The 24,499-nt window shown below is 68.8% G+C and carries 22 protein-coding genes; 16 read left to right on the plus strand and 6 right to left on the minus strand.

What is annotated here, in order from left to right:
• Positions 1-44: 44 nt before the first annotated feature.
• A complete protein-coding gene (locus tag QSJ59_RS16275; RefSeq protein WP_285760414.1) occupies positions 45-1,259 on the minus strand; it encodes a YihY/virulence factor BrkB family protein in 1,215 nt (404 codons plus the stop codon).
• A 534-nt stretch (positions 1,260-1,793) separates the two neighbouring features.
• On the opposite strand from QSJ59_RS16275, the gene QSJ59_RS16280 reads away from it, so the two are divergent.
• From QSJ59_RS16280 to QSJ59_RS16315, 8 genes are all read left to right on the plus strand, one after another.
• A complete protein-coding gene (locus QSJ59_RS16280; protein WP_285760415.1) occupies positions 1,794-3,470 on the plus strand; it encodes a nitrite/sulfite reductase in 1,677 nt (558 codons plus the stop codon).
• Between the two features lie 40 nt (positions 3,471-3,510).
• Positions 3,511-3,717 (plus strand): hypothetical protein, encoded by a 207-nt coding sequence (locus QSJ59_RS16285; RefSeq protein WP_285760416.1) that lies wholly within the window; start codon positions 3,511-3,513, stop codon positions 3,715-3,717.
• Positions 3,714-4,406, plus strand: a complete 693-nt coding sequence (locus QSJ59_RS16290) for a phosphoadenylyl-sulfate reductase (RefSeq protein WP_285760417.1) — start codon at positions 3,714-3,716, stop codon at positions 4,404-4,406. Before QSJ59_RS16285 ends, QSJ59_RS16290 begins: the two co-directional genes overlap by 4 nt.
• Positions 4,388-5,185 carry a sirohydrochlorin chelatase gene (locus QSJ59_RS16295; protein ID WP_285760418.1) on the plus strand — a complete coding sequence of 266 codons (798 nt, stop codon included), beginning with the start codon at positions 4,388-4,390 and terminating at the stop codon, positions 5,183-5,185. The genes QSJ59_RS16290 and QSJ59_RS16295 overlap by 19 nt, the downstream gene beginning before the upstream one ends.
• A gap of 212 nt (positions 5,186-5,397) precedes the next feature.
• Positions 5,398-7,023: an acyl-CoA dehydrogenase family protein gene (locus QSJ59_RS16300; protein WP_285760419.1), complete on the plus strand. Its 1,626-nt coding sequence runs from the start codon at positions 5,398-5,400 to the stop codon at positions 7,021-7,023.
• Positions 7,024-7,218: 195 nt separating this feature from the next.
• Complete coding sequence (glgX, locus tag QSJ59_RS16305) at positions 7,219-9,327, plus strand: glycogen debranching protein GlgX (RefSeq protein WP_285760420.1); 2,109 nt, start codon at positions 7,219-7,221, stop codon at positions 9,325-9,327.
• A gap of 185 nt (positions 9,328-9,512) precedes the next feature.
• The gene (locus tag QSJ59_RS16310) at positions 9,513-10,265 is read left to right on the plus strand and encodes a pyrimidine reductase family protein (protein ID WP_285760421.1); all 753 of its coding nucleotides are present in this window, start codon (positions 9,513-9,515) and stop codon (positions 10,263-10,265) included.
• Positions 10,266-10,494: 229 nt separating this feature from the next.
• Entirely contained in the window at positions 10,495-11,253 is a 759-nt protein-coding gene (locus QSJ59_RS16315; protein WP_285760422.1) for a GntR family transcriptional regulator, read from the plus strand.
• A 397-nt stretch (positions 11,254-11,650) separates the two neighbouring features.
• Here the strand turns inward: QSJ59_RS16315 and QSJ59_RS16320 are convergent, their stop codons facing one another.
• Positions 11,651-12,139: a hypothetical protein gene (locus QSJ59_RS16320; RefSeq protein WP_285760423.1), complete on the minus strand. Its 489-nt coding sequence runs from the start codon at positions 12,137-12,139 to the stop codon at positions 11,651-11,653.
• A gap of 171 nt (positions 12,140-12,310) precedes the next feature.
• Here QSJ59_RS16320 and msrB point away from each other — a divergent pair, with 171 nt between their 5' ends.
• From msrB to QSJ59_RS16335, 3 genes are all read left to right on the plus strand, one after another.
• Entirely contained in the window at positions 12,311-12,733 is a 423-nt protein-coding gene (msrB, locus tag QSJ59_RS16325) for a peptide-methionine (R)-S-oxide reductase MsrB (RefSeq protein WP_285760424.1), read from the plus strand.
• Between the two features lie 147 nt (positions 12,734-12,880).
• Positions 12,881-13,489: a phosphatidylserine decarboxylase gene (locus QSJ59_RS16330; protein ID WP_285760425.1), complete on the plus strand. Its 609-nt coding sequence runs from the start codon at positions 12,881-12,883 to the stop codon at positions 13,487-13,489.
• Positions 13,473-14,303: a CDP-alcohol phosphatidyltransferase family protein gene (locus QSJ59_RS16335; protein WP_432707492.1), complete on the plus strand. Its 831-nt coding sequence runs from the start codon at positions 13,473-13,475 to the stop codon at positions 14,301-14,303. The genes QSJ59_RS16330 and QSJ59_RS16335 overlap by 17 nt, the downstream gene beginning before the upstream one ends.
• Positions 14,304-14,388: 85 nt before the next feature.
• Here QSJ59_RS16335 and QSJ59_RS16340 read toward each other — a convergent pair whose 3' ends face one another.
• Complete coding sequence (locus tag QSJ59_RS16340) at positions 14,389-15,183, minus strand: DedA family protein (RefSeq protein WP_285760426.1); 795 nt, start codon at positions 15,181-15,183, stop codon at positions 14,389-14,391.
• Between the two features lie 554 nt (positions 15,184-15,737).
• Here QSJ59_RS16340 and QSJ59_RS16345 point away from each other — a divergent pair.
• On the plus strand, positions 15,738-16,472 hold the full coding sequence (locus QSJ59_RS16345) for a metal-dependent hydrolase (RefSeq protein ID WP_285760427.1): 735 nt from the start codon (positions 15,738-15,740) through the stop codon (positions 16,470-16,472).
• A gap of 24 nt (positions 16,473-16,496) precedes the next feature.
• Here the strand turns inward: QSJ59_RS16345 and hemQ are convergent, their stop codons facing one another.
• On the minus strand, positions 16,497-17,138 hold the full coding sequence (gene hemQ, locus QSJ59_RS16350; RefSeq protein ID WP_285760594.1) for a hydrogen peroxide-dependent heme synthase: 642 nt from the start codon (positions 17,136-17,138) through the stop codon (positions 16,497-16,499).
• A gap of 68 nt (positions 17,139-17,206) precedes the next feature.
• A complete protein-coding gene (gene hemG / locus QSJ59_RS16355; protein ID WP_285760428.1) occupies positions 17,207-18,655 on the minus strand; it encodes a protoporphyrinogen oxidase in 1,449 nt (482 codons plus the stop codon).
• 126 nt (positions 18,656-18,781) lie between these two features.
• Between hemG and QSJ59_RS16360 the strand changes: the two genes are divergently transcribed.
• Complete coding sequence (locus tag QSJ59_RS16360; RefSeq protein WP_285760430.1) at positions 18,782-19,813, plus strand: DUF4349 domain-containing protein; 1,032 nt, start codon at positions 18,782-18,784, stop codon at positions 19,811-19,813.
• 124 nt (positions 19,814-19,937) lie between these two features.
• On the opposite strand, the gene hemE is transcribed toward QSJ59_RS16360, so the two are convergent.
• Positions 19,938-20,906, minus strand: a complete 969-nt coding sequence (gene hemE, locus QSJ59_RS16365) for a uroporphyrinogen decarboxylase (RefSeq protein WP_285760595.1) — start codon at positions 20,904-20,906, stop codon at positions 19,938-19,940.
• A gap of 321 nt (positions 20,907-21,227) precedes the next feature.
• Between hemE and QSJ59_RS16370 the strand changes: the two genes are divergently transcribed.
• The 3 genes from QSJ59_RS16370 (at position 21,228) to QSJ59_RS16380 (ending at position 24,349) form a co-directional block, all read left to right on the plus strand.
• Positions 21,228-21,812 carry a DUF3000 domain-containing protein gene (locus tag QSJ59_RS16370; RefSeq protein ID WP_285760431.1) on the plus strand — a complete coding sequence of 195 codons (585 nt, stop codon included), beginning with the start codon at positions 21,228-21,230 and terminating at the stop codon, positions 21,810-21,812.
• Between the two features lie 93 nt (positions 21,813-21,905).
• Positions 21,906-23,174: a ribonuclease D gene (locus QSJ59_RS16375; protein ID WP_285760432.1), complete on the plus strand. Its 1,269-nt coding sequence runs from the start codon at positions 21,906-21,908 to the stop codon at positions 23,172-23,174.
• A gap of 248 nt (positions 23,175-23,422) precedes the next feature.
• Positions 23,423-24,349 carry a tetratricopeptide repeat protein gene (locus QSJ59_RS16380; protein WP_285760433.1) on the plus strand — a complete coding sequence of 309 codons (927 nt, stop codon included), beginning with the start codon at positions 23,423-23,425 and terminating at the stop codon, positions 24,347-24,349.
• The last annotated feature ends 150 nt before the right edge of the window (positions 24,350-24,499 follow it).

Below are 24,499 nucleotides of genomic sequence, written 5' to 3' on the forward strand. Positions count from 1 at the left end.
GGGGCGGGGTCGTGGGGGGATACTCGTCGGGTCGGGGTCGGGGATCAGTGGTCCTCGGTGGTGCGCGATGCGATGGTCGCACTCTCACCGGCAGGCCGGGCAACAGGGACGGCGGGCGCGGGACAGGCAGCGACGTCATCGGGGACGGGGCGGTCGGGGGCGTCCTCTCGGCCAACAGCACCGGTGTCCACGGGGGGCGCTCCGTCGGTCACCGTCTCGCCGGGGGTGTCATCGTTGCCGTTGTTGCCTTTCTTGGCTTCCGTGCTCTCGGCAAGGCTCTGTAGCGCCTCCTCCCGGTAGCGCACGTTGCGCACGGCCCAGGCATGCCGGCGGGCAGCGATCTCGGCGCGGGCCTCAGCGGTTGTGGGGGTGGGCCACATCGCGTCGATCTCGGCGTTGAGGGAGGAGCCGATCAGGATCGCCAGCGCCATGACGTACAGCCAGGCCATGATCGCGATGGGGGCGGCCAAGGAACCGTAGATGCTCACCTGGCCGAACGAGACGTCCAGGTAGACCCGCAGGCCGACCGAGCCCAGCAGCAGGATCAGCATCGCGAGGATGCCGCCGGGCAGGTGGCGCCATAGCGGGGTGCGCACCGGGACGCTGACCGTGTAGAGAGTGACGATGCAGACCAGCAGGAGGATGCCGACGGCCGGCCAGTAGGCCAGGCGCAAGGGCTCGTCGAGGAAGGGCAGCAGGCGGCGGATGAGGTCGGGACCGGCGACCAGGACCGGCAACACGAGCAGCGCGAACAACAGTCCGCCCAGGTAGGCCAGGAAGGCGAGCCCGCGATGATGGATATAGCCGCGCACATCGGCCAGTCCGTAGGCGATGGTGATCGACTCGATGAAGACGCTCATGGCCCGCGACCCCGACCACAGCGACACCAGGAAGGTCAGCGAGATGATCCCGCCCTGGACACCGCCGAGGAAGTCGTCGACCAGGGGTGCCACCAGGGAGTCCACGGTTTCGCTGGTCAGGACCCGGGCGGCCAGGTCGAGGATCCAGACCCGGATCTCCAGAACGGTGTCGGCGCCGAGCACCGAGCTGTAGTAGCCGAGGGTGCCCAGCAGTCCAAGCAGGAGGGCCGGCAGCGACAACAGGGTGAAGAATGCCGATTCGGCGGCGAGCCCCAGGACACGCACCCGAATGACCGACTTGACGGTACGCACGACGAGTGTGCCGGCCGCGCCAGTACGCGGATGGCGGTCACGCGCGTCCTCCGCGGCCTGGCGGATCCGGTCCGAGATGCGTCGCACAGGTCAAAGCTACTGTTCGAACCGGCACAGGGCGGGCCCTACACGGCACAGGCTATGGATTCACACCGTTTCGATGGCGAACCGTGACCACTGCGCCACATATCCCACTCAATCAGTCAGTTAAAGGTAGTTAACGTGACGCGGCTCACTGTCGAGCCGGGACGCCCATGCCTGGACAAAGGTTTCTCCGGCATGTCATTGTCGTTCCTATGACTGCTGCTATCGACCCGATGCTCTGCGTGCGCCGGCACGTGGACTTCCTTCGGGTCCGCAGCGCCATCTGTCGCAACGTCGGTTGATTCCACGCCAGCTTTGTAGCTATTTCCGCCCTATACGGGGCCAGCTCAGCGCCGACGTTGCTCTCGCTCTCTCGCTTCCTCCCTGCCACGCGCACAATGACGTCCACGGTACGGGAGCCCTGCGGGATGCACGTCTTCTGGGCCGGTCCACAACCCGCACCGCCGGCCGCGCTCCCGGGTACCAGCCCTCGACCCGCGGCTCGGTCGACACCCAGAGACTTCGGAGGACCCCGCGATGCCTCCCGCATCAGCAGCGACCGCCCGTCCCCGCCGCGGCGAGGGCCAATGGGCCCTCGGCTACCGTGAACCGCTGAACAAGAACGAGGAGAACAAGAAGAACGACGACGGACTCAACGTCCGCGATCGGATCATCAACGTCTACTCCAAGCGGGGCTTCGACTCCATCGACCCGGCCGATCTGCGCGGCCGGTTCCGCTGGTTCGGTCTCTACACCCAGCGCGCACCGGGCATCGACGGCGGCAAGACCGCGGTCCTGGAACCCGAGGAGCTCGACGCCCGCTACTTCATGCTGCGCGTGCGCATCGACGGCGGTCAGCTCAGCGTCGCCCAGCTGCGGGCCGTGGCCGAGGTCTCCACCGCCTACGGGCGCGACACGGCCGACATCACCGACCGCCAGAACGTGCAGTTGCACTGGGTGCGGGTCGAGGACGTGCCTGCCATCTGGGACCGGCTGGAGTCGGTGGGACTGTCCACGATGGAGGCGTGCGGCGACACCCCCCGGGTGATCCTGGGCTGTCCACTGGCCGGAATCGCCGAGGACGAGATCATCGACGGTACGCCGCAGATCCAGAAGATCTACGACGACTACATCGGCTCCCCCGAGTTCTCCAACCTTCCGCGCAAGTTCAAGACCCTCATCAGCGGCAACCCGTTGACCGCCGACACCCGACTGATCAACGACATCTCCTTCATCGGCGTCATCGGCCCCGACGGCGCCCCGGGGTTCGACCTGTACGTGGGCGGGGGCCTGTCCACGAACCCGATGCTGGCCAAGCGGCTGGGGACCTTCGTACGCCCCGAGCAGGTGCCCGAGGTCTGGGCCGGAGTCTGCGGCATCTTCCGCGACTACGGCTACCGCAGGCTGCGCCACCGCGCCCGCATCAAGTTCCTGATCAAGGACTGGGGGGCCGAGAAGTTCCGCGAGGTACTGGAGAAGGAGTACCTCGGCTACGCGCTGGCGGACGGCCCCGACTCCGGTATCGCCGAAGGTTCGCTGCGCGACCACGTGGGCGTGCACCGCCAGCAGGACGGCCGGTTCTACGTCGGATTCGCCCCGCGGGTGGGGCGGGTCTCGGGAACCCTCCTGGACCGGGTCGCCGATATCGCCGAGGCACACGGGTCGGACCGCATCCGTACGACCACCGACCAGAAACTGGTCGTCCTCGACATCGACGAGGACCGGGTCGAGTCGATCGTGGCGGCGCTGGAAGCCGAGGACCTCCAGGTCCGGCCCAGTACCTTCCGCCGTCAGACGATGGCCTGCACGGGCATCGAGTTCTGCAAGCTCGCCATCGTCGAGACCAAGGGGCGGGCGATGACCTTGATCGAGGAGCTGGAGCGACGGCTCCCGGAGTTCTCCGAGCAGCTGACCATCAACGTCAACGGCTGCCCGAACTCCTGCGCGCGCATCCAGGTGGCCGACATCGGGCTGAAGGGCCAACTGGTCACCGACTCCGCGGGCAACCAGGTCGAGGGCTACCAGATCCACTTGGGCGGCAGCCTGGGCCTGGAGACGGCCGGGTTCGGCCGCAAGGTACGCGGGCTCAAGGCCACCGCCGAGGAACTGCCCGACTACGTCGAGCGGGTGTTGCGCCGTTTCCTGGCGCAGAAGCAGGAGGGCGAGGCGTTCGCGACCTGGGTGACCCGAGCCGAGGAGGCGGACCTCAAGTGAGTACCGGACACCGAACGGACCGCGCGGAGGTGGCCCGCCGATGAGCGAGCGAGCCGCACCCTACTACTGCCCTTACTGCGGTGACGAAGACCTGGAACCGCACGAGGGGGACGGGGAGAAGGGATCAGGCTATGCCTGGGCCTGCGCCTCGTGCGCCCGCGTGTTCCGGGTCAAGTTCGTGGGCCTTCGTGCCGCTGCCATCGCCGAGGCGGGACGCGCTACACCGACGCTGGAGGAGAACGCATGAACGTCACACTGGACGGCGCCGCGCTGGCAGCCGGGGCCGCGGCCGAGCTAGAGGAGGCCAGCGCCCAGGAGATCATCCGGTGGGCGTCGGAGACCTTCGGCGACCGGCTGTGCATGACCTCCTCGATGGCTGACGCCCTCATGGTGGACCTGGTCTCCAAGGTGGTGCCCGGGATCGACGTCATCTTCCTGGACACCGGCTACCACTTCGCCGAGACCCTCGGCACCCGGGACGCGGTCAAAGCGATCTACCCGATCAACCTGGTCAACGTGGAGCCGCTGCGCACCGTGGCGGAGCAGGACCGCGACCTGGGTCCGCGCCTGCACGGACGCGACCCCAACATCTGTTGTCACCTGCGCAAGGTCGAACCGCTCAAGCGCGCGCTGGAACCGTACGACGCGTGGCTGAGCGGGTTGCGCCGCGCGGACTCCACGACCCGGCGCGACGTGGGCGTCGTGCAGTGGGACAAGCGCAAGAAGATGGTGAAGGTCAACCCGATCGCGCGGTGGAGCAAGGAGGACGTGGACTCCTACATGACCGAGCACGGTGTGCTGGTCAACCCGCTGCAGTACGACGGATACCCCTCGATCGGGTGCGCACCGTGCACCCGGCGTGTCGAGGAGGGGGCCGATCCCCGCAGCGGGCGCTGGGCGGGGACGGGCAAGACGGAATGCGGTATTCACCTGTGACCGGCGGCAACACCCGTCCGGTCCCGGAGCGGGCACCACTGATCGCGGTGGCACATGGCAGCCGGGACCCGCGTTCGGCCGCCGCCGTGGAGGCGCTCTTCGCCCGGGTGCGCCGACTGCGGCCGGGACTGGACGTGCGGGTGGCCTACCTGGACCACGTCTCCCCCGATCCCGGGACCGCGGTGGCGACGCTGGCCGCCCAGGGTGCGGGAGAGGTCGTGGTGCTGCCGGCCCTGCTGACGGCGGCCTACCACAGCAAGGTGGACCTGCCCCGGGTCCTGACCCGGGTCCGTACGGCCTACCCGTGGCTCAAGGTCCGCTACGCCGACACCCTGGGGCCTGATCCACTGCTGCTGGCGGCGGTGGAGCGGCGGCTCGCCGAGGCGGGTGCGACGGCGGGGCCCGACACCGCGCTGGTGCTGGCATCAGCCGGTTCCAGCGATGCGGGCGCCAACGCGGTGGTCACCGAGATGGCGCGCCGGCTGGCCGAGCGGGGGGACTGGGGTGCGGTGCGCCCGGCCTTCGCCTCCGCGTCCGCTCCCACTCCCGGTGAAGCGGTGGAGCTGCTGCGCACACAGGGTGCGGGTCGGGTCGCGGTGGCCACCTACCTGTTGGCACCGGGTTTCTTCGCCGATCGGGTGGCACAGCAGGCGGAGGCGGCCGGCGCGGTGGTGGTGTCGGACGCGTTGGGCGACTGCCCGGAACTGGCCGAGATCGTCGTTGCGCGTTACGACGCGGCGCTGCGTCCGGTACCGGCCTCGGGCGGCGTGACGCGCTGATCCGGTCCCGCGTGCGCCCGGTTCCCTCATGGGGCCGGGCGCACGGCTGTTTCCGCCCCACCGCACCGACCGGGAGGGCAGTGCACGGCGGACCGGCGTCGGCGCAGGAGCAGGGACAGGGACAGAAAATGAATTCGATTCATTTTCATCGCCGCCCCCTCCGACTAGGGTGGAAAGCACGCCAGGACCGGCCGGAAGGGAAGCCAGCAGCCATGCCCCCCACGCACGAGGTGTTCAATCAGCCCTCCCCCCTGGAGGACTACGACGTCGCCGACGACGCCGCGCTGACCGAGGGGATCGAACGCGAGGGCGCGGGGTGGGCGGCCGGTGAACTCTCCGAGCTCGGAAAGCTGGCCGGGAGTGCTGCGGCGCACGGATGGGCCGAGCAGGCCAACGTCAACGAACCGGTGCTGCGCACCCATGACCGCTACGGCAACCGCATCGACGAGGTCGACTTCCACCCCGCGTGGCACGTCCTCACCGACACGGCAGTGGCGCACGGCCTGCACGCCGCCCCGTGGGCCGAGGACCGGCCCGGGGCGCACGTGGCTCGGGCCGCCAAGTTCTTCGTGTGGAGCCAGAACGAGGCCGGCCACGGATGTCCGATGTCCATGACCTACGCCGCGATCCCGGCTCTGCGCCACTCCCCCGGACTCGCCAAGCAGTTCGAGCCGCTGCTGACCGCACGCTCCTACGACTTCGGGCTGCGGCCTCCCCACACCAAGCAGGGGCTACTGGCAGGCATGTCGATGACCGAGAAACAGGGCGGTTCCGACGTCCGGGCGGGCACCACCCAGGCAGTGCCCGCTCCTGACGGCACCTACCGGTTGCGCGGCCACAAGTGGTTCACCTCCGCTCCGATGGGCGACCTCTTCCTGACGTTGGCCCAGTCCCCCGAGGGGCTGGGGTGCTTCCTGGTACCGCGAGTACTGGAGGACGGTTCCCGCAACGCCCTCGTCATCCAGCGTCTCAAGGACAAACTCGGCAACCGTTCCAACGCATCCGCCGAACTGGAGTACGACGGGGCGCTGGCCTGGCCGGTCGGCGACCCGGAGCACGGGGTGCGCACGATCATCGAAATGGTCAACAGCACAAGGCTGGACTGCGTGATCGGTTCCGCGGCCGGAATGCGCGCGGCGCTGGGCCAGGCCGTGCACCACACGAGCCAGCGGTACGTTTTCGGCCGGGCACTGCTGGAACAGCCACTGATGCGCAACGTACTGGCCGACCTCGCGCTGGAGTCGGAGGCCGCCACCACCCTGATGCTGCGCCTGGCCGGCTCGACCGATCGCGCCATCGGCGGCGACGCCGAGGAGATCGCCTTTCGGCGCCTTGCCGTGGCGGTGGGCAAGTTCTGGGTGACCAAGCGCCAGGCACCGCACGTCGCCGAGGCACTGGAATGCCTGGGTGGCAACGGCTACGTGGAGGAGTCGGGGATGCCGCGACTGTTTCGCGAGTCGCCACTCAACTCGATCTGGGAAGGGGCGGGCAACGTGGCGGCACTGGACGTGCTGCGTGCGATAGAGCGCGAACCCGACAGCATCGCGGCGTTGCTGGCCGAACTCGACCTGGCAGCCGGAGGCGACATCCGCCTGGACGCAGCGGTCACCCGCCTGCGCGCGGAGCTCGCCGATACGGACGGCATCAAGTACCGCGCGCGCTCGGTGGTGGAACTGATGGCGCTGTGCCTGCAGGGAGCCCTTCTGGTACGCCATGCACCCCCGGCAGTCGCCGATGCCTTCGTCGCATCCCGCCTCGGTGACGGGCGCGGCCACGTTTTCGGGACGCTGGACCGGGCAGCCGACGTCGGAGCGATCATCGACCGGAACCGGCCATGACCGCACCGGGAAACCTTCGCCATCATTCGCGGATTCACAGCAGCCCGAATTAGCCGGCATCGGGTTTTTGCGAGCATTCATCCGCGCCTTCTCAGCACAATCGGGTGTCGATAACCCAACGCAGGCATAGACCGCACGCTATAGCGGAACAACCAGGTCCGTCCGCACCCGCGCATTGCAGAGAGAAACGTGTCCATGGTGGAAGTCTGGCCCGGTACCTCTTATCCGCTCGGTGCAACCTATGACGGCTCCGGAACCAATTTCTCCTTGTTCTCGGAGATAGCCACCGGTGTCGAGCTGTGCCTGTTCGACGAGGACGACACCGAGACACGGATCGTGCTGACCGAGAAGGACGGCCACGTCTGGCACGGCTACCTGCCGGGCGTGGGCTCGGGGCAGCGCTACGGCTACCGGGTGCACGGGCCGCACGACCCCTCCCGCGGCCTGCGCTGCAACCCGGCCAAACTGCTGGTGGACCCCTACGCCAAGGCGATCGACGGCCGAATCGACTGGCACGACTCGCTCTTCGACTACCACTTCGACGACCCCGCCAAGGTCAACACGCGCGACAGCGCACCGTATCTGCCCAAGTGCGTGGTCATCAGCCCGTTCTTCGACTGGGGCAACGAACACCGCCCCAACGCGCCCTACCACGAGACGGTGATCTACGAGGCGCACGTGCGGGGGCTGACCATGCGCCACCCCGGCGTGCCCGAGTCCCTGCGCGGGACCTATGCCGGCCTGGCCCACCCGGTCATGATCGAGTACCTGAAGTCGCTGGGGGTGACCGCGGTCGAGCTGATGCCCGTGCACCACTCCCTGCCCGAACACGCCCTGGTGGCACGCGGCCTCACCAACTACTGGGGCTACAACACCCTGGCCTTCCTGTCCCCCGACAGCGGGTACGCGGCCACGGGAACGCGCGGCGAGCAGGTGCAGGAGTTCAAGGCCATGGTCAAGGCCCTGCACGAGGCCGACATCGAGGTGATCCTCGACGTGGTCTACAACCACACCGCCGAGGGCGACCACATGGGACCGACCCTGTCGCTGCGCGGTATCGACAACCTCAGCTACTACCGGGTACGCGATGACGACCAGCGCTACTACCTGGACTACACGGGTTGCGGCAATTCGCTGAACGCCCGGCACCCGCACTCGTTGCAGCTGATCATGGACTCGCTGCGCTACTGGGTGCTGGACATGCACGTGGACGGGTTCCGCTTCGACCTCGCCTCGGCGCTGGCCCGGGAGTTCCACGACGTCGACCGACTCAGCACGTTCTTCGACATCGTGCAGCAGGACCCGGTGATCTCGCAGGTCAAGCTGATCGCCGAACCGTGGGACGTCGGGCCCGGCGGCTACCAGGTCGGCAACTTCCCGCCGCTGTGGACCGAGTGGAACGGCAAGTACCGCGACACCGTGCGCGACTTCTGGCGCGGTCATCCGGTACTGCCCGAACTCGCCTCCCGCATATCGGGCTCCTCCGACCTCTACCAGGCGGACGGTCGGCGCCCGGTCGCCTCGATCAACTTCGTGACCTGCCACGACGGTTTCCCGCTGGCGGACCTGGTGTCCTACAACGACAAGCACAACGAGGCCAACGGCGAGGACAACCGCGACGGCACCGACGACAACCGGTCCTGGAACTGCGGGGTCGAGGGCCCCACCGACGACCCCGGGATCCTGTCGTTGCGCCGCCGTCAGGTGCGCAACCTCCTGGCCACACTGTTCTGTTCGCAGGGCGTGGTCATGCTGTCCCACGGCGACGAAATCGCCCGCACGCAGGGCGGCAACAACAACGCCTACTGCCAGGACAACGAGATCGCCTGGATGGACTGGAAGCACGCGGAGAAGCAGGAGGACCTGCTGGAGTTCGTGCGTACGCTGTCCCACCTGCGCCGTGCCCATCCGGTCTTCCGGCGCCGACGATTCTTCCAGGGCGTGTCGCCCAACGGCGACGAACTCCGCGACATCGCGTGGCTGCGGCCCGACGGCGCGATCATGAGCGACGACGACTGGGGCAACGGGCAACAGGCGCTGGGGATCTTCCTCAACGGCGACGCCATCACCGAGCCGGACCCCACCGGGCGCAGGGTGCACGACGGCTCCTTCCTGCTGCTGCTCAACGCCGGGGCCACTGACGTGGCGTTCACCGTGCCGGACAAGAGCTACGGCACCGCGTGGGAGACGGTGCTCGACACCGCCGATCCCGATATCAGCGACCGGCCGTTCGCTCTGCCGGACGGCACCGTGACAGTGATCGACCGCGCCTTCCTGATGCTCAAACGCGTGTCCGAGGGCTAGTGGGCGCCCCTGGGAACACCGGGGCAGAGTGTCTGCGGCGGGGAAGGGGCACCGGTTCCGTACCGGCGCCCGGCCCGCGGGAGACAGGGACGGGTGAAGGAGAACGGCCCGAAAACGCGCCACGCCGGGCGGGTAGGGCGTCCCAATCGCAGGTGGCGATGGTCGAGGCTCTAATCTCAGGGACCATGAGTTCCCCAACTCCGCCGCGCTTTCGGCGGCTCCTCCCCGACGCGTGCGACGACTTCGACCTCGTGGCGGGCTACGCCTATCCGGACGGGCTCTCCGCCCCCTGGTTGCGGGCCAACATGGTTACCAGCACCGACGGGGCCGCCTGGGGGCCCTCCCAGCGCAGCCGGGACCTCTCCGGCCCCGCCGACCGCGCGCTCATGGGAGTCCTGCGCGGACTCGCCGACGTGGTGCTGACCGGTGCGGGTACCGCACGGGCAGAACGCTACCGTCCGGTGCGCCCCCGCGAGGTATGGGACCGGTTGCGCACCGGCCGACCCGCCACCCCGCGCATCGCGGTCGTGACGCGCGGCCTCGACCTGGAGCCGGAACTGTTGCGCGATGCTCCCGACGACGCGCGGACCATCGTCTTCACCACCGAGAACTCCCCGCGGGAGCGCAGGATCGCCGCGGCCGAGCACGCGGACGTCGTCGTCGCCGGGGAGGAGTCGGTCGAGCCTGCGGCCGTATTGGCCGCTCTGGGCGATCGTGGCCTGCACCGGGTACTGACCGAGGGCGGCCCCCGGCTCCTGGGCGAGTTGACGGGGGCGAATCTTCTGGACGAGTTGTGCCTGACCATGAGTCCCACGCTGGCAGGCCCCGGAGCAGATCGGATCGTCACCGGTGGCCCCCGGCCGGAGGTGCAGCGGATGTGTCTGGCCGCGCTCGCAGAGGCCGAAGGGTCGCTGTTCCTGCGCTACACCAGACCCTGACCGCTCACGACGGGCAGGACGCACAGTCGCACGTGTGGACACGCCGTACGCGGCCGGGCACGCCCCGTCCGCCCAGTCGGCGAACCGTCCCGATAACTTGGCTGCCGACACAAAGCCAAATTATCTCCGAGATCACTCAAATTCGGATAACCGCAATTTAGGCATGAAGCGGCTATTGATCGGACATACCGGATGTATGAGTCTCGCGCTTGTCGAGAGGATGAACTGAGTGCTGACGCCCGAAAACGACTCCCCGCCGGTCTACCGAGAAATAGCTGACACACTGCGTATCGCGATCGCCTCAGGGGAGCTTTCCGACGGAGACCGCATCCCAGGCGAGAACGAGCTGATGAAACGGCACGGAGTCGCTCGCGCGACAGCACGTCAGGCGCTTTCGGTCCTCATCAACGAGGGAATCGCGGTAGCCGTGCGCGGTTCGGGCGTATATGTGCGCGGCTTCAGTCCGCTGGTGCGACACGGTCGACGACGCCTGTCGAAAGAGCTGTGGAGCACGGGCCGCGCCATCTGGGGAGCCGATACCGCCGAACGGCCTTTTGCCACCGACAGTGTCACCGTGAGCGAGATGCGCGCGCCCGCCCACGTGGCACGCGCCCTCGACCTGGACGAAGGCGACAGGGTCCTGCGGCGGCGGCGCCGTTACCGCTTGGACGACCGGCCGATGCAGCTGGCGACCTCTTACCTGCCGGCCGAGCTCGTAGCGGGAACTTCGGTGACCCGTCCAGACACCGGCCCCGGCGGAATCTACGCCCGCCTGGCCGAATTGGGGCAGGCTCCGGCTCACTTCACCGAGGAGATCCGGGTTCGCATGCCCTCCCCCGACGAGCGCACGAAGCTCTCCCTCTCCCCGGGGACCCCGGTCATGCACGTCATGCGGGTTGCGTTGACGAAGGAACACCGCGCGGTGGAACTCAACGAGATGACATTGGACGGTTCGGCGTACGTCCTCCAATACGACTTCGACGCGTGAGCCGACCCCGTGGTCGCCGCACGGACACCGGACTCGACATACGGGCATGGCCGCATTCCGTCGTCGGACGTCACGGGTTCGCCGAACGCTACCGTTCTGTGACACACGGGCGTTACGGTGAAGCTGGATTAACCGTTGGCCCTTCGCTGGTCAGTGTGTTCACGCGTCGGTGGAAATTCGGAACATGTCATCCAGGCAACCGTGACACACCCCAGCAAACGGACACAGAGCCACATAAAGGTTGACTAGCCGGCGCTTGTGTGTCGATATGGAGCAATCGGCTCTCTAGAGAACCACCTCGTGTGCCGCTTTTCTCGTGCCACGAGGGAGGAGCCGTGCGCGGCGGGCCGGGGAGGACGGCCCCGGCCCGCCGCCACGAGCCGGGACGCCGTCCCCGTCAGGCCGACCGATTCTTCGCGTGTCGTGTTTCGCCGCGCCGACGGTGCGACGCGAACACCAGGTACCCCAGACCGAGGAACGCGGCACCCACCGCGACCCCGCCGACCACGGCCGGCGCGTCGTGAGGCGTGGTCGCCATCCACCCCGCCAGGGAGAACCCCAGCAGCACGGCGACGACCAGCGCCCCCAACCCGGTCAGGACGGCGGTGGCCAGAAGCGCACCGTCATCCATCGGCCGAGGACGCGCCGGCACCCGCTGGGCGACGACCGTCCTGGCTCCCGCGGCCAACGAAGCCGCCAAGGCGGCACCGGAGGCCACGGCGGTGGCGCCCGGAACCGAAACCGACCGTGCCGCGATCCCCGCGGTGCGCACCCGCACCACCGCACGATCGGTCTGGTGTTCCATCCACATGCGGCCGTAGCGCATCCACCCCACGCGAAGCGGTCGACGACAACCCATTGACTGCTGGTACGTGACCATGGTCATCACTCCCGCTCTAGCTCTGCCCCTGAGGCCCTACCCCATGGTTTCGGGGACGAACTCCCCAAGAGCGAAGAAAGAGACAGGAAACTCCCATGACTGCTTTACCCCGAGTGCCCGATATATCGCAGAGGGTGTTCCTGCGCAGGGAAACGGAAACCAGGTAGCGTCAATGACATGGACGAATCACAAGCACAGGTAGAACGGACCGAGGAGGAGTGGCGCGAACGACTCGATCCACAGGCCTTCGCGGTGCTGCGCCAGGGTGCCACCGAACGGCCGTGGAGCGGGGAATACGTGTCGACCGCGACCACCGGCGTCTACCGCTGCCGGGCGTGCGGCGCGGAATTGTTCCGCTCAAGCGAAAAGTTCGAGTCGCACTGTGGGTGGCCGAGCTTCTATGATCCCGCGGAGAGCTCAGCGGTAACTCTGCATCAGGACCAAACCCTTGGCATGATACGTACCGAGGTCCGCTGCTCCCGATGCGATTCCCACCTGGGGCACGTCTTCCACGGAGAGGGCTACCCGACCCCGACCGACGACCGCTACTGCATCAACTCCGTATCCTTGACCCTGGAGCCGGACGACGCAGTGCAATAGCATCCTCTTCTGCATCGGGTGTGCGGGCGCGCCCGCGACCTCTTCTTCTTCCCGAAGGTCCTTGACGCCTCTTCCCGGCATCCTCAACGAAAGCTCGCAATGACCCACGACCATCACGCAGCCCCCTCCTCCCGACCACTTGTGAGAATGGCCCGGGGCTCAGCGCCCTGGCTCGTGCCGGCTGTCGCAGCAGCCGGTGTCGCCGTACTCGCAAGCCGCGGCTCGGCCGTTCGAACGGCCGTGGCCGTCCCCGTGGTTGGGCTGGCCGCCGGGATGGCGTGGTTCTTCCGCGACCCCGATCGCGGCCCCGCAAGCGGACGGTTCATCTCCGCCGCCGACGGCGTCGTGCAGAGCATCGACCCCCAGCCCGACGGCAGGACCAGGGTCGCGGTGTTCATGAATCCACTGAACGTCCACGTGAACCGGGCTCCCCTCGCCGGCGTGGTGACCAGTATCGAACACCGCCCCGGGGGCTTCCGACCGGCTTTTGACAAGGACAGCGAACGTAATGAACGCGTCATCTGGACCTTCGACACCGAAATGGGCGAAGTCACGGTCATTCAGATCGCGGGGGCGATGGTCCGCCGCATCGTCCCGTATCACGCGGTCGGGCAGAAGGTCGAACAGGGCGAAAGGATCGGGCTCATCCGGTTCGGGTCGCGCGTCGACGTCTACCTCCCCGCGGGTATTGCTCCTGCCGTGGAAATCGGGCAAAAGGTCCGCGCCGGAGAAACCCGTCTTGACCGCGACTCCTGAGCAGATCCTCCCCGCCTCCGTGGCGGTCGAGGCGACGCCCAGGATGCGCTTGGCGGTGGCCGACTACTTCACCCTCGGCAACGCCCTGTGCGGCTTCATGGCGGTGTGGCAACTGGCGGCGGCGCAGATGGCACACATCTCGGCCGGCGCGGAAGGTCCGCTTCAGCGCAACGCCGTGGCCGTCTCGGTCATCCTGCTCCTCATCGCTGCTGCCTGCGACCTTTTCGACGGTCGGGTCGCCCGCAAGCTGGGCGGCAGTGCGATGGGCGCGGAACTGGACAACCTGGCCGATGTGATCAGCTTCGGGTTCGCCCCTGCGTTCTTCGTGGTCACGTGGGGGGCGCTCAGCGACCGGACCGACGCCGCCGCCTCGGTGCTGCCGATTGTCGCTGCCGCGGCCGTACTGCTGGCGGTTGTGGTCCGGCTGGCCCGTTTCTCGTGCCAGGCTCCGGGTGAGCGCTACTTCACCGGCCTGCCCAGTCCCTTCGGCGCGATGGCGGTCATCGTGATCGTGGTGCTGCACCCACCGCTGTACCTGGGGGTTGCGGCAATCCTGCTCGTGGCCTGGCTGATGATCAGCCAGGTGCGCTACCCCAAGCCGCGCGGACGGGTCGCCTACGCCGTTCTCGGCGCGATCATGGCGGGGGTGGCCTGCCTCGCCGCCTGGGCCATGAACGCCCCCGGCGGCGAACTGTTGCTCTACTCGGGCTCCGGGCTGATGCTGACGCTGACGCTTCTCGCCCCGGTCTACCTGGTGACGGTTCGTCGCAATGCCCGCCGCCGGGACGAGGACGCCCGTCGCGTCGAGGTGTAGACGTTCTGGCTGTGCGTGCGCAAGGGCCGCTCCCCCGTCGGGGAGCGGCCCTTCGTCATCGGGTCGCGGACGCGTCGTGCGTGCCCTAGTCGCGCCGCGGCGGGTGGGGCTGGTTCATCGGGGGCTCCTGCGGAAACGGAGCGGTCGGGGCGGTCTCCGCCGTGGGCGCGACGGCGGCAGCACTCGAACCGGCCTTGCGGGCCTTGAGGATCTTGCGCAGACGCACGACGACGAACCACAGCATGAGCACCGCGATGATGGCGAGTACGACGTTGCTGATCACGCCGCTCCACTGCACCAGGATCGGCTCGATGGCCGGTCCGAACACGTAGCCCAGGCCGATCCAGAGGCTGTTCCACACTGCGCTGCCGATAACGGTGTAGGCGGAGAACTTCACCAGTGGCATGCGCTCGATACCGGCAGGAACGGAGATGAAGCTGCGTACGAGGGGCACGCAGCGTCCCAACAGCACCGCCAGGCCACCGAATCGGGCGAAGAAACGCTCGGCCTTGTAGAAGTCCTCGATCTCCAGCAAAGGGGTCTTCTGAACCAGCCACATGGTGCGCTCACGGCCCAGGAGCGCACCGATGCCGTAGAAGGCCCAGGAGCCGACGAGACAGCCGATGGTGGCCCACAGGATGGCCAGCCAGACGTTCATGTGACCGGCGTAGGCCAGGAAACCCGCTCCGGGGAGCACCGCTTCACTGGGCATCGGGGGGAAGAAGGTCTCGATCACCAGGGCGAGGCCCACCCCGGGTTCGCCCAGGGTGGTCATCAGGCTGAGGACCCAGCCGATGAACCCCTCGTATTGGTGGGAGGGGTCGATCGCCGGATCGACGGTGCCTGCGGCAAGGGAGAGGGACCATTCCAGCGGTGCCATGTTCCTCATTGTCTCTGTGCGGCCGGAAAAAGGAAGATCGCGAGACCGAACCTCTGGCAAAGAGTGCGGGAATACGGAGCCGGCGTGTCCCTGGCTCGTAACAACCCGGGAACGCAGCGGCTCGTCTTGGCCGCAGCACGACGGGATTTACCGGAAGGCGTCGTGTCACGACGCCCGGCAGCGGTCTCAAGCGACTGCGCGAATGGTACTGCGATCGCTGTGAACTCCGGGTAAGGACAACCGGACCGTTCGGGCGGGGCGAGGCGTGGGCAGGCCGATGCGCCACGGGCTTCCCGGACCCCGACGTGTACTGGCCGGATCAGGCCGTGACGGCAGCGCCGTTGTCGTCGCCGCTGGCCACGGTCCTGTTGCACGATCACCGCGCGGCAAGGCGCCGCTGCTGCGACACAGCAGGGTTGCACGAGTGGAACCCGTCCCGGGAAAATCCACTCCGAGGCCGGCTCCGGCGGGATTTCGTGTGCTCGCCGACCTCTACCGCACACCCGGTCGGTCGGGGGCGGACCTCACCGACCCCCAAGTGAGCGGAGCCCCCCATGATGGGTCCTTCCCATGCCGCGACCGGGCTGGCGGCCGGCACAGCGGTCACCATGACGATGGCCGCTGCCGGTGTGTCCTTGTCGCTGCCCGACATCATCGCCGCAATCCTGGTCTGCGCCGGAGCCGCGCTCCTGCCCGACCTGGACCACCCCGACGCCACCGCGACCCGCTCCCAGGGCCCGGTGTCCGAAGCGGCTTCGGCGGTTGCCCGGGCCGCGAGCACGGCCGTGTGGCGGGCCACCCGTACGCACTACGATCGCGGCGGACACGACCGTGACGGCGCACACCGGCACCTCACCCACACCGTGCTCGCGGCGGTGGTGGCGGGCCTTCTCGTGGCCGGTGCGGGCCAGTGGCTGCCGCTGCTGACCGTGCTGTTGTGGTTCCTGCTCAGCCTGGCCGTGCGCGGTCTGTGGGGGTGCGTCAGGGCGCGTCGGGCGAACTGGGGGGCGGTGAGCCTGCTGGCCGGAGCAGCGACATGGCTGCTCATCGATGCAGGGGTGTCCCCTTCCCTGATGGGGCTCACGGTCGCCGTCGGGATGATCACGCACTCCCTGGGCGACGCCCTCACCAAGGCGGGCGCACCCCTGCTGTGGCCCGTGCGGATGCGCGGCCAGCGGTGGCGGATGCTCGGCCCGGCTCACAGGATCACCGTGGGAGGCGCTCCCGAGGCGGCCATCCGATGGGGAAGCCTGGTCGCCGCGCCGCTGTTGGTCGTGCTGGCCGCTTGAGGCTCCGCTTCGCGCGGGCTCCGGTTAGGGCAGGGCCGCGACCAGTTCCGCCGGGGTCTTTCGCTTGCCCGTGTAGAAGGGGACCTCGATACGGGTGTGGCGACGGGCCTCGGCCGCACGCAGGGTGCGCATCAGGTCCACGATGCGGTGCAGTTCAGCGGCCTCGAAGGCCAGCATCCACTCGTAGTCGCTGAGCGCGAAGGTCGAGACCGTGTTGGCGCGCACGTCGGGGTAGGGCGCGGCCATGCGTCCGTGCTCGGCGAGCATGGCGCGGCGCTCGTCGTCGGGCAGCAGGTACCACTCGTAGGAACGCACGAAAGGGTAGACGCAGATGTAGTCGTGCGGGTCCTCCCCCGCCAGGAACGCCGGGACGTGACCGCGGTTGAACTCGGCGGGGCGGTGCAGTGCCATAACCGACCACACCGGCTCGGAGTTGCGGCCGACCGCGGTACGACGAAAGGCCGAGTAGACGTCCTGGAGCTGGTCGGGGGTGTCCGCGATCCACCAGAACATGATGTCGGCGTCGGCGCGGAACCCCTGGACGTCGTAACCGCCCCGGGTGGTCACGCCCTGCTCCTCGGCGTCCTTGAGGAAATGGGCCAGTTCGTCGCCGACGGCGGCGCGGTCGAGGTCGCCGAGGCTGTCGACCTTGAACACCGACCACATGGTGTAGCGGATGAGACGGTTGAGCTCCTCCGCCTCGGGGGTGACGGTGTGGTTGTGCTGCCCGGTGCTCACGTGTGACTCCTTCGTCGGATGATCTGTTGTGTCGATCGGCTGATCAAGGTCGCCGCGTCATCGGCGCTGCCGATACAGGCGGGGACGCCCACTCCGTCGTAGGCCGCTCCGCAGACGGCAAGGCCCTCGTGTTCGGCCAGCGCCGAGCGGACCCGCGCGATCCGATCGGCGTGCCCGACAGCGTATTGCGGGAGTCCGCCGCCCCAGCGGGTGACCCTGCGGTCAACGGGAAGCTCGCGGATGCCGCAGATATCGGCGAGGTCGGCCATGGCGAGCGCGGCCAGTTCCTCGTCCGAGCGCTGGAGCAGCGCCTCCTCCCCCACCCTGCCGATGGAGCAGCGCAGCATCACCATCGGGGTGTCGGGATGGGCGGCATCGAGTGCGTCGGCCAGCCACGGCCATTTGAGGCTGCTGAAGGTTGCGGCCTTGACGGCACGCCCTTCCACGGCAGGGACCAGGAATCCGCTTCCGACCGGACCGGAGGGGAACGCCGAGGCCCGGTAGGCCAGTGTGATCACGGCCATGCTGGCGTAGTCGATGGCTGCGAGCTCGGTGGCGGCGAGGGGGACCTCTGCGCTCAGCAGCCGCGCGGCGGCCGGTGCGGGGCAGGCCAGCACCACTGCGTCGGCGTCGAGGGTGCGGGGCTGGGTCGCGCACCCCACGGTGAGTCGCCAGCCCTGCTCGGTGCGCTTGAGCTCGCGCACCGTCGCCGAGGTCTCCACCCGCACACCGGGGCGCGCGGCCAGGGCATCGATCAGGGTGCCCAGGCCGCCGCGCAGCGTGGCGAAGACCGGCGTGGGCTTCCCCTCGGGCGCGGCGTCGGCCGCGCGTTGCTTGGCGGTGCGGACCGCGGTCATCAGCGAACGCTCTTTGCGGGCCAAAGGGGCGATCTGGGGCAGGGTGGAATCAAGCGACAGCCGGTCGGCGCGTCCCGCGTAGACGCCGCCCAAGAGCGGCTCGACCAACCGCTCCACGACCTCGTGGCCCATGCGGATACCGATGTAGGCGGCCACCGGGACGTCGTCGCGGACCAGCGTGGCCGGCCACACCAGGTCCCGGGCGGCGCGCAGGGCGCCCGCCGGTGAAAGCACGCCGCTGCGGACCAGGGACAACAGGTCGCCGGGCACTCCCATCATGTGGTTGGCGGGGAAATCGCGCAGCGCGCCCCGGCTGTACAGACCGGCCGTCAGGGTCCCCGGGTAGGCGAGGCGGCCGTCGAGGCCGAGGGTGCCGATGAGGGCGATCCCCTCCGGGCGACGGGCCAGGACCGACTCAGCCCCCGCGTCCACCGGCACCCCGGCAACGGGCGAGACGTCGATCTTGCCGCCCAACCGGGGAGAGCCCTCCAACACCGTGACCGCGTGGCCGTCCACGCTGAGCCGATGCGCCGCAGCCAGCCCGGACACCCCGCCGCCGACCACAACAACGTGCGGTTTCGTCTCCATGCAGCCCAGCTTTGCAGATATCGGCGCCGGTCCGCGTTCGCCCCCGCCGGTTCTGGGGCGGACAACGTGACCGATACGTTACGCCTCGGGAGAAACGCCTCTGGTGCGGGTGGAGTCGAAACCGGTATGAACGCCATTGTGCGCAGGCGTGCGCAGCGACGCCGGCTGGTCCTCCCCTTCGTCCCCATTGTGTTCGCCCTTCTCCTGGCCGGGTGCGGCGGCGCCGGCGAGCAGAGCAGCTCGGGGGCTGCTGACATGGGCGGCGCGGCCGCCCCCCACGAGGCGGCGCCCGAGGCCGCCCGCACCGACGCGGACGGCTCCGGGGCGGGTACGGCCGCCGGAGCCGACGTGAACGTCTCCGAACGCGCTGTGATCCATTCCGCATCGCTGAGTGTGCGGGTGGACGATCTCGACGCGGCGGGGGCCGAGGCCAAGAAGTGGGTGCGCTCGACCGGGGGCTATATCGCCGCCGAGTACGCGAGCAGCCCCGATGCGGCCGCGCCCACCGCGGAGTTCACCTTCAAGGTGCCGGTGGACCGCTACGAGGAAGGACTGGAGGAGCTGGCCGGCCTGGGCCGCCAACTCGACCTGGACCGCCAGGCCCAGGACGTCACCGAGGAGGTCGCCGATGTCGACAGCCGGGTCGCCTCTGCCGAAGCGTCCCTGGAGCGACTGCTGGCACTCCTGGACGACGCGGAGACCGTCGAGGAGGTTCTGAAGATCGAGGCGCAGGTCAGCACACGCCAGGCCGATCTCGAGTCGCTGCTGGCACGTCAGGAGTCGCTGGCCGATCTCACGTCCTTCAGCACCGTGCAGCTGAATCTCAGCCTGCCGTCCTCGGCTGCCCCCGAGGCCGACCGCGACTCGCCCGGTTTCGTGGGCGGGCTGTCCGTCGGGTGGCGGGGGCTGCTGTCCACGGTGGACTTCCTGTCGGTGACAGTGGGCCTGCTGCTCCCGTTCCTCGTCGTGATCGCGCTGTTCGCGGTTCCGGCCCTGTGGGTGCTCCGTCGCACCCGCGGTGGCCTTCGCCGAACTCGCCCGGCCCCCGGAAACGCGCCGCCGAGCGGTGCGGCTCCGCAGCCGGCCGCGGAGCCCGGATCGTCGCAGGGCCATGCGTCCGCCGAAAGCCCCGACGGCACGGACACGGAGAAGTCCTAGCCGGTCCGCTGCGAGCCCCGCGCGTCGTGACGGGGGCTCGCAGCGGCCATCGGCGCCACGGGGCGGCCTGCCCTGCGCGGCAGGCCCTTCGACGGGTTCGGGCGCGGCGGGCTGGCGTCCCGGGTCAGCGCGCGGTCTTCTCGTGCACGTAGTCCACGAGCCGCTCCAGAACTGCCGGGTCGGTGGTCGGGAGGACACCGTGGCCCAGATTGAAGACGTGGCCGTCGGCTGCCTTCGCGCTGGACAGGACGGCGTCGGTGCGCTCTGCGACGACGCTCCAGGGCGCGAAGAGAGTGGCGGGGTCGAGGTTGCCCTGAAGAGCGGTGCCCGGCTGGACCCGCTGCACGGCCTTGTCCAGGGGAACCCGCCAGTCCACGCCCACCACGTCGGGGCCGGCCTCGCTGAGCAGGCTGAGCAGTTCCCCCGTTCCCACACCGAAGTGGATCCGGGGTACGTCCAGCTCGCCCAGCTGCTCGAAGATCCAGGAGGTGTAGGGCAGCACACTGGCGCGGTAGTCCTCGGCGCTGAGCGCACCCACCCAGGAGTCGAACAACTGGACGGCGCTGGCGCCCGCAGCGATCTGGACCCGCAGGAAGTCCAGCGCGATGGCCGACAGGCGCTGCATCAGCTCGGCCCACACGTCGGGCTCCCCGTACATGAGGGCCTTGGTGTGCTCGTGGTTCTTGGAGGGGCCACCCTCGATCAGGTAGGAGGCCAGGGTGAAGGGGCCTCCGGCGAAGCCGATCAGGGGACGGTCGCCCAGCTCGCCGGTGAGCGCGCCGACCGCGGCGGTCACGTAAGGGACGTCGTCGGGTTCGAGTGCGCGGAGGCGGTTGACCGCGGCGAGGTCGCGGATGGGCTCGGCGACGACCGGCCCGACGCCCGGCTTGATGTCGAGGTCGATACCGATGGCCTTGAGCGGAACGACGATGTCGCTGAAGAAGATGGCTGCGTCCACGCCGTAGCGGCGGACGGGCTGCATGGTGATCTCGACGATCATGTCGGGTCGAGCGCACGCGTCGAGCATCGCCACGCCTTCGCGGAGCTTGCGGTACTCGGGCAGCGAACGCCCGGCCTGGCGCATGAACCACACCGGGGTGTGGGAGACGGGCAGCCGCTTGCAGGCGCGGAGGAAAGGAGAGTCTTGGAGCGTCACCCCTCGATCGTGCCATGTGCGCGGGACCGTTGGGGCGCGGTCGGGGCTTCGGCGGGTACCCGGCGGTGGGGCGCCGCACATCCCAAGATCATCACAAAACGCCGACACGCCGGAAAAGCTCCACTGGCAAGGGCGTGACTCGTGCCACCGTCTTAAGCGTGCCCTTCCGGGACCCGGTGAAAAACGCATTCGCGGAGAATCGGCGTCCAGCGGCACCACGTGGCTGACTTTCACAAGATTAAGGCTGACGCTTCCACCATGCCCCCTCGCAGTAGGGCCGATGACGCTCCACCTGTCTTCAAGCGGGCGGTCGCGAGCCTGCGCGCACAGGTGGTGCGGCACGAAATCGCGCTGGAGAACATTCCCGCACCGCAACGACTGGCAGCGCACTCGGTGGCGATGTCGGCGAGCGTGCACGCCGGTGGTGAGGAGGACGCGGCCTTTGGGCGGCTGATCGTCCTGTACGACCCCGAGGGTGTGCGCGACTGGCCCGGCCCGTTCAGGGTCGTGGCCTATGTGAGCGCGGAGCTGGAGCCGGACATGTCGGCCGATCCCTTGCTGGGGCAGGTCGCGTGGACCTGGTTGACCGATGCCCTGCGCACGAAGTCCGCCGGGCACCACACGCTGAGCGGCACCGTGACCCGGGCGACCACCGAGGGGTTCGGCCGCAAGGCCGACCAGCCGACGACGACCGAACTGGAGATGCGCGCCTCGTGGACGCCCACCGAGGAGGACGACCTCTCCGGGCACATGGCCGCGTGGCTGGATCTGCTGTCCACGGCTGCCGGCCTGCCGCCGGTGGATGTCGCCGACATCTCTCGACGAAGCCGCCAGGAGTCCTGAAATACCGCCCACCAGTAGATCGAGGCGTTCTTTGCCGTCTTTAGCCCCGGTGCCGGGCACCAGGGTGGGAGCGAAACCACATACCTTAGTTATGTGGCGAACGTGCTGAACTCAAAGACAGGCGACCCTGACCCCAGTGCCTCGAACGGGCAGGAGGCCGAAGAGGCTCCCTTGCTGAGCGAACCCAGCGAGGGGCTGCCGCCTGTCGTCTCCGACGCCGAAGGTCTGGCCGGCGTGGTCGCGGCATTCGCCAAAGGGACCGGGCCGGTCGCGGTGGACGCCGAACGCGCCTCGGGTTACCGCTACGGCCAGCGCGCCTACCTGGTCCAGCTGCGCCGTATGGGGTCGGGGTCCGCACTGATCGACCCCATCGCCTGCCCCGACCTCGCACCGCTGAGCGAGGCTCTCTCCGGTGCGGAGATGGTCCTGCACGCCGCGCACCAGGACCTGCCGTGCCTGACCGAGGTGAACCTGCGCCCGGACGTCCTGTTCGACACCGAGCTCGCCGGTCGGCTGCTGGGCTACCAGCGGGTCGGTCTGGGAGCGATGGTGGAGCGCGTCCTGGGACTGCGGCTGGCCAAGGAGCACTCCGCCGTGGACTGGTCGATCCGGCCGCTTCCCGAGGACTGGCTGCGATACGCGGCACTGGACGTGGAGATCCTGGTCGAGTTGCGCAACGCGATGGAGGCCGAGCTCGCCGAGGCCGGCAAGCTCGAATGGGCGCGCGAGGAGTTCGCGGCGTCACTGGCGGCACCGCCCAAGGAACCCCGTCCCGATCCATGGCGGCGCACGTCGGGCATCCACAAGGTACGCAACCAGCGGGCTCTGGGAATCGTCCGGGAGCTGTGGCTGGAGCGCGACCGAATCGCCCAGGAACGCGACATCTCCCCCGGCCGGGTCCTCCAGGATGCGGCCATGGTGGAGGCCGCGCTGGCGATGCCACGGACCTCGGCGGAGCTGGTGGAGATCAAGGCGTTCAGTATCCGGCTCGCCCGGCGCTATGTGCCGGTGTGGGTGAAGGCGATCAACCGGGCCCGCGACATGCGCACCGTGGAGCTTCCGCAGCCCAGCGCCCCCGGGGACGGCCCGCCGCCCACAAACCGGTGGGCCGATCGCGATCCCGCGGCTGCCCGCCGGCTGGAGGCAGCGCGCTCGGCGGTAAGCGGTATCGCCGAACGGGTGCGGATGCCGACGGAGAACCTGCTTCAGCCGGACGCGGTCCGACGCCTGGCCTGGGCCCCTCCGCGCCCGGTGAACGCCGAGACCGTCAAAACGCGTCTGCGCGAGCACAACGCCCGGGAATGGCAGATCGAGCTGACCAGCGAGGGGCTGGCGTCAGCACTGCGCGAGGCCGCCTCCTAGACTCCGTGGTAACGGTCGAACCCCCAGCTGAAACGGCATGGGGGTTCGACCGGCGCGCTGGGCTGCGCGTACCGTAGATCACTTCGCGAAGCGGTCTTTTCCCTCTTGCATAGCCGCCGCAAAAAACCGACACTTGACGCGAGCGCGGCTAAACCTTTTCTTCAGAGAAGGTGATGCGTCTCACTCTGGCCACTCCCACCCACTCGGTACCTCATGCCGCTTTGGGTCGTTTATGTTATGGAATCGTGTTGACCTTGACGCGAAACGGCGACGTCCGCCTGGCGCTGAGCCGGCGCACGGTGGATGCTCTGACGGCCGCCTGGCAATCCGTGCTTCGAACGATCGGTTTCTCCGCGCCGGAGCCGACGACCTTCGGCGACAGCACCGGGGTGACCCCTGCGGAACGAGCAGCTCGCCTGGAGCTGGCCCTGGATTCGGCTGTGCAGACCCTGGGCACGCACCATCCACGTACCATCGCCGCCCGCAACAACCTGGCCAGCAAGTACGCCGAGATCGGTCGCCGTACGGCCGCCATCGCCCAGTTCGAGCAGGCGGTGGAGGACGCTCTGGCAACGCTGGGCGAGGAGCACCCCGAAACAGAGGTCATCCGGGAGAACCTGGCCCTGTGCTATGAGGACGCCGCACGTCCGAGCGAGGCGGCAGGACAGTGGGAGAGCCTGGTCCAACAGCGCAACGAGCGCATGGGGTCGCACGCCGCCGAGACGGTGTCGGCCCGGGCGAGTCTGGCTTCGGCCTACCGCAAGAGCGGTCTCTACGACGCGGCCATCGCCCACTTCGAGCTCGCCATCGGCGATTCCCGCGGGGTGGCCTCCGACGAACTGGAGGGTATGCGGATCGGTTTGGCGTTGGCGCTGAAGGCGATCGGGCGGCTGGAAGAGACCTGTGGACAGTTCCGGATGGTGTTGGCCCAGCGCCGCCGACGCCTGGGTGCCCGGCACCACTTGACGCTGAGCGTGCACCACCAACTGGGGCGGGCCTACGTGGCGGCGGGCCGCGAGCCGGAGGCGCTGCGCACCTTGCGCCAGACCTACCGCGACTGCCTCGCTGCGGCCGGCGACCACGAGGTCCGGCTGCTCACCATGCGGGTACGCCGCGACCTCGCAGGGGTCTACCGCACGGCGGGCCTGCACCGCGAGGCCGCCGCACTGTTCTAGCGACGTCGGGGGGAGCCGCCCCTGCTCCCCCCGACGGTTTCGCCGCGTCCACCGCGGATCGAGCAGCACGGTCGTCGACAAAGCGGTCCGGAACCCCCGGAAAACGGCGATCACGTTATTTCTTCGAGTTTTGTGGAACGTTACGCGTCA

It is taken from the genome of Nocardiopsis ansamitocini (assembly GCF_030268225.1).
Classification (GTDB): domain Bacteria; phylum Actinomycetota; class Actinomycetes; order Streptosporangiales; family Streptosporangiaceae; genus Nocardiopsis_D; species Nocardiopsis_D ansamitocini.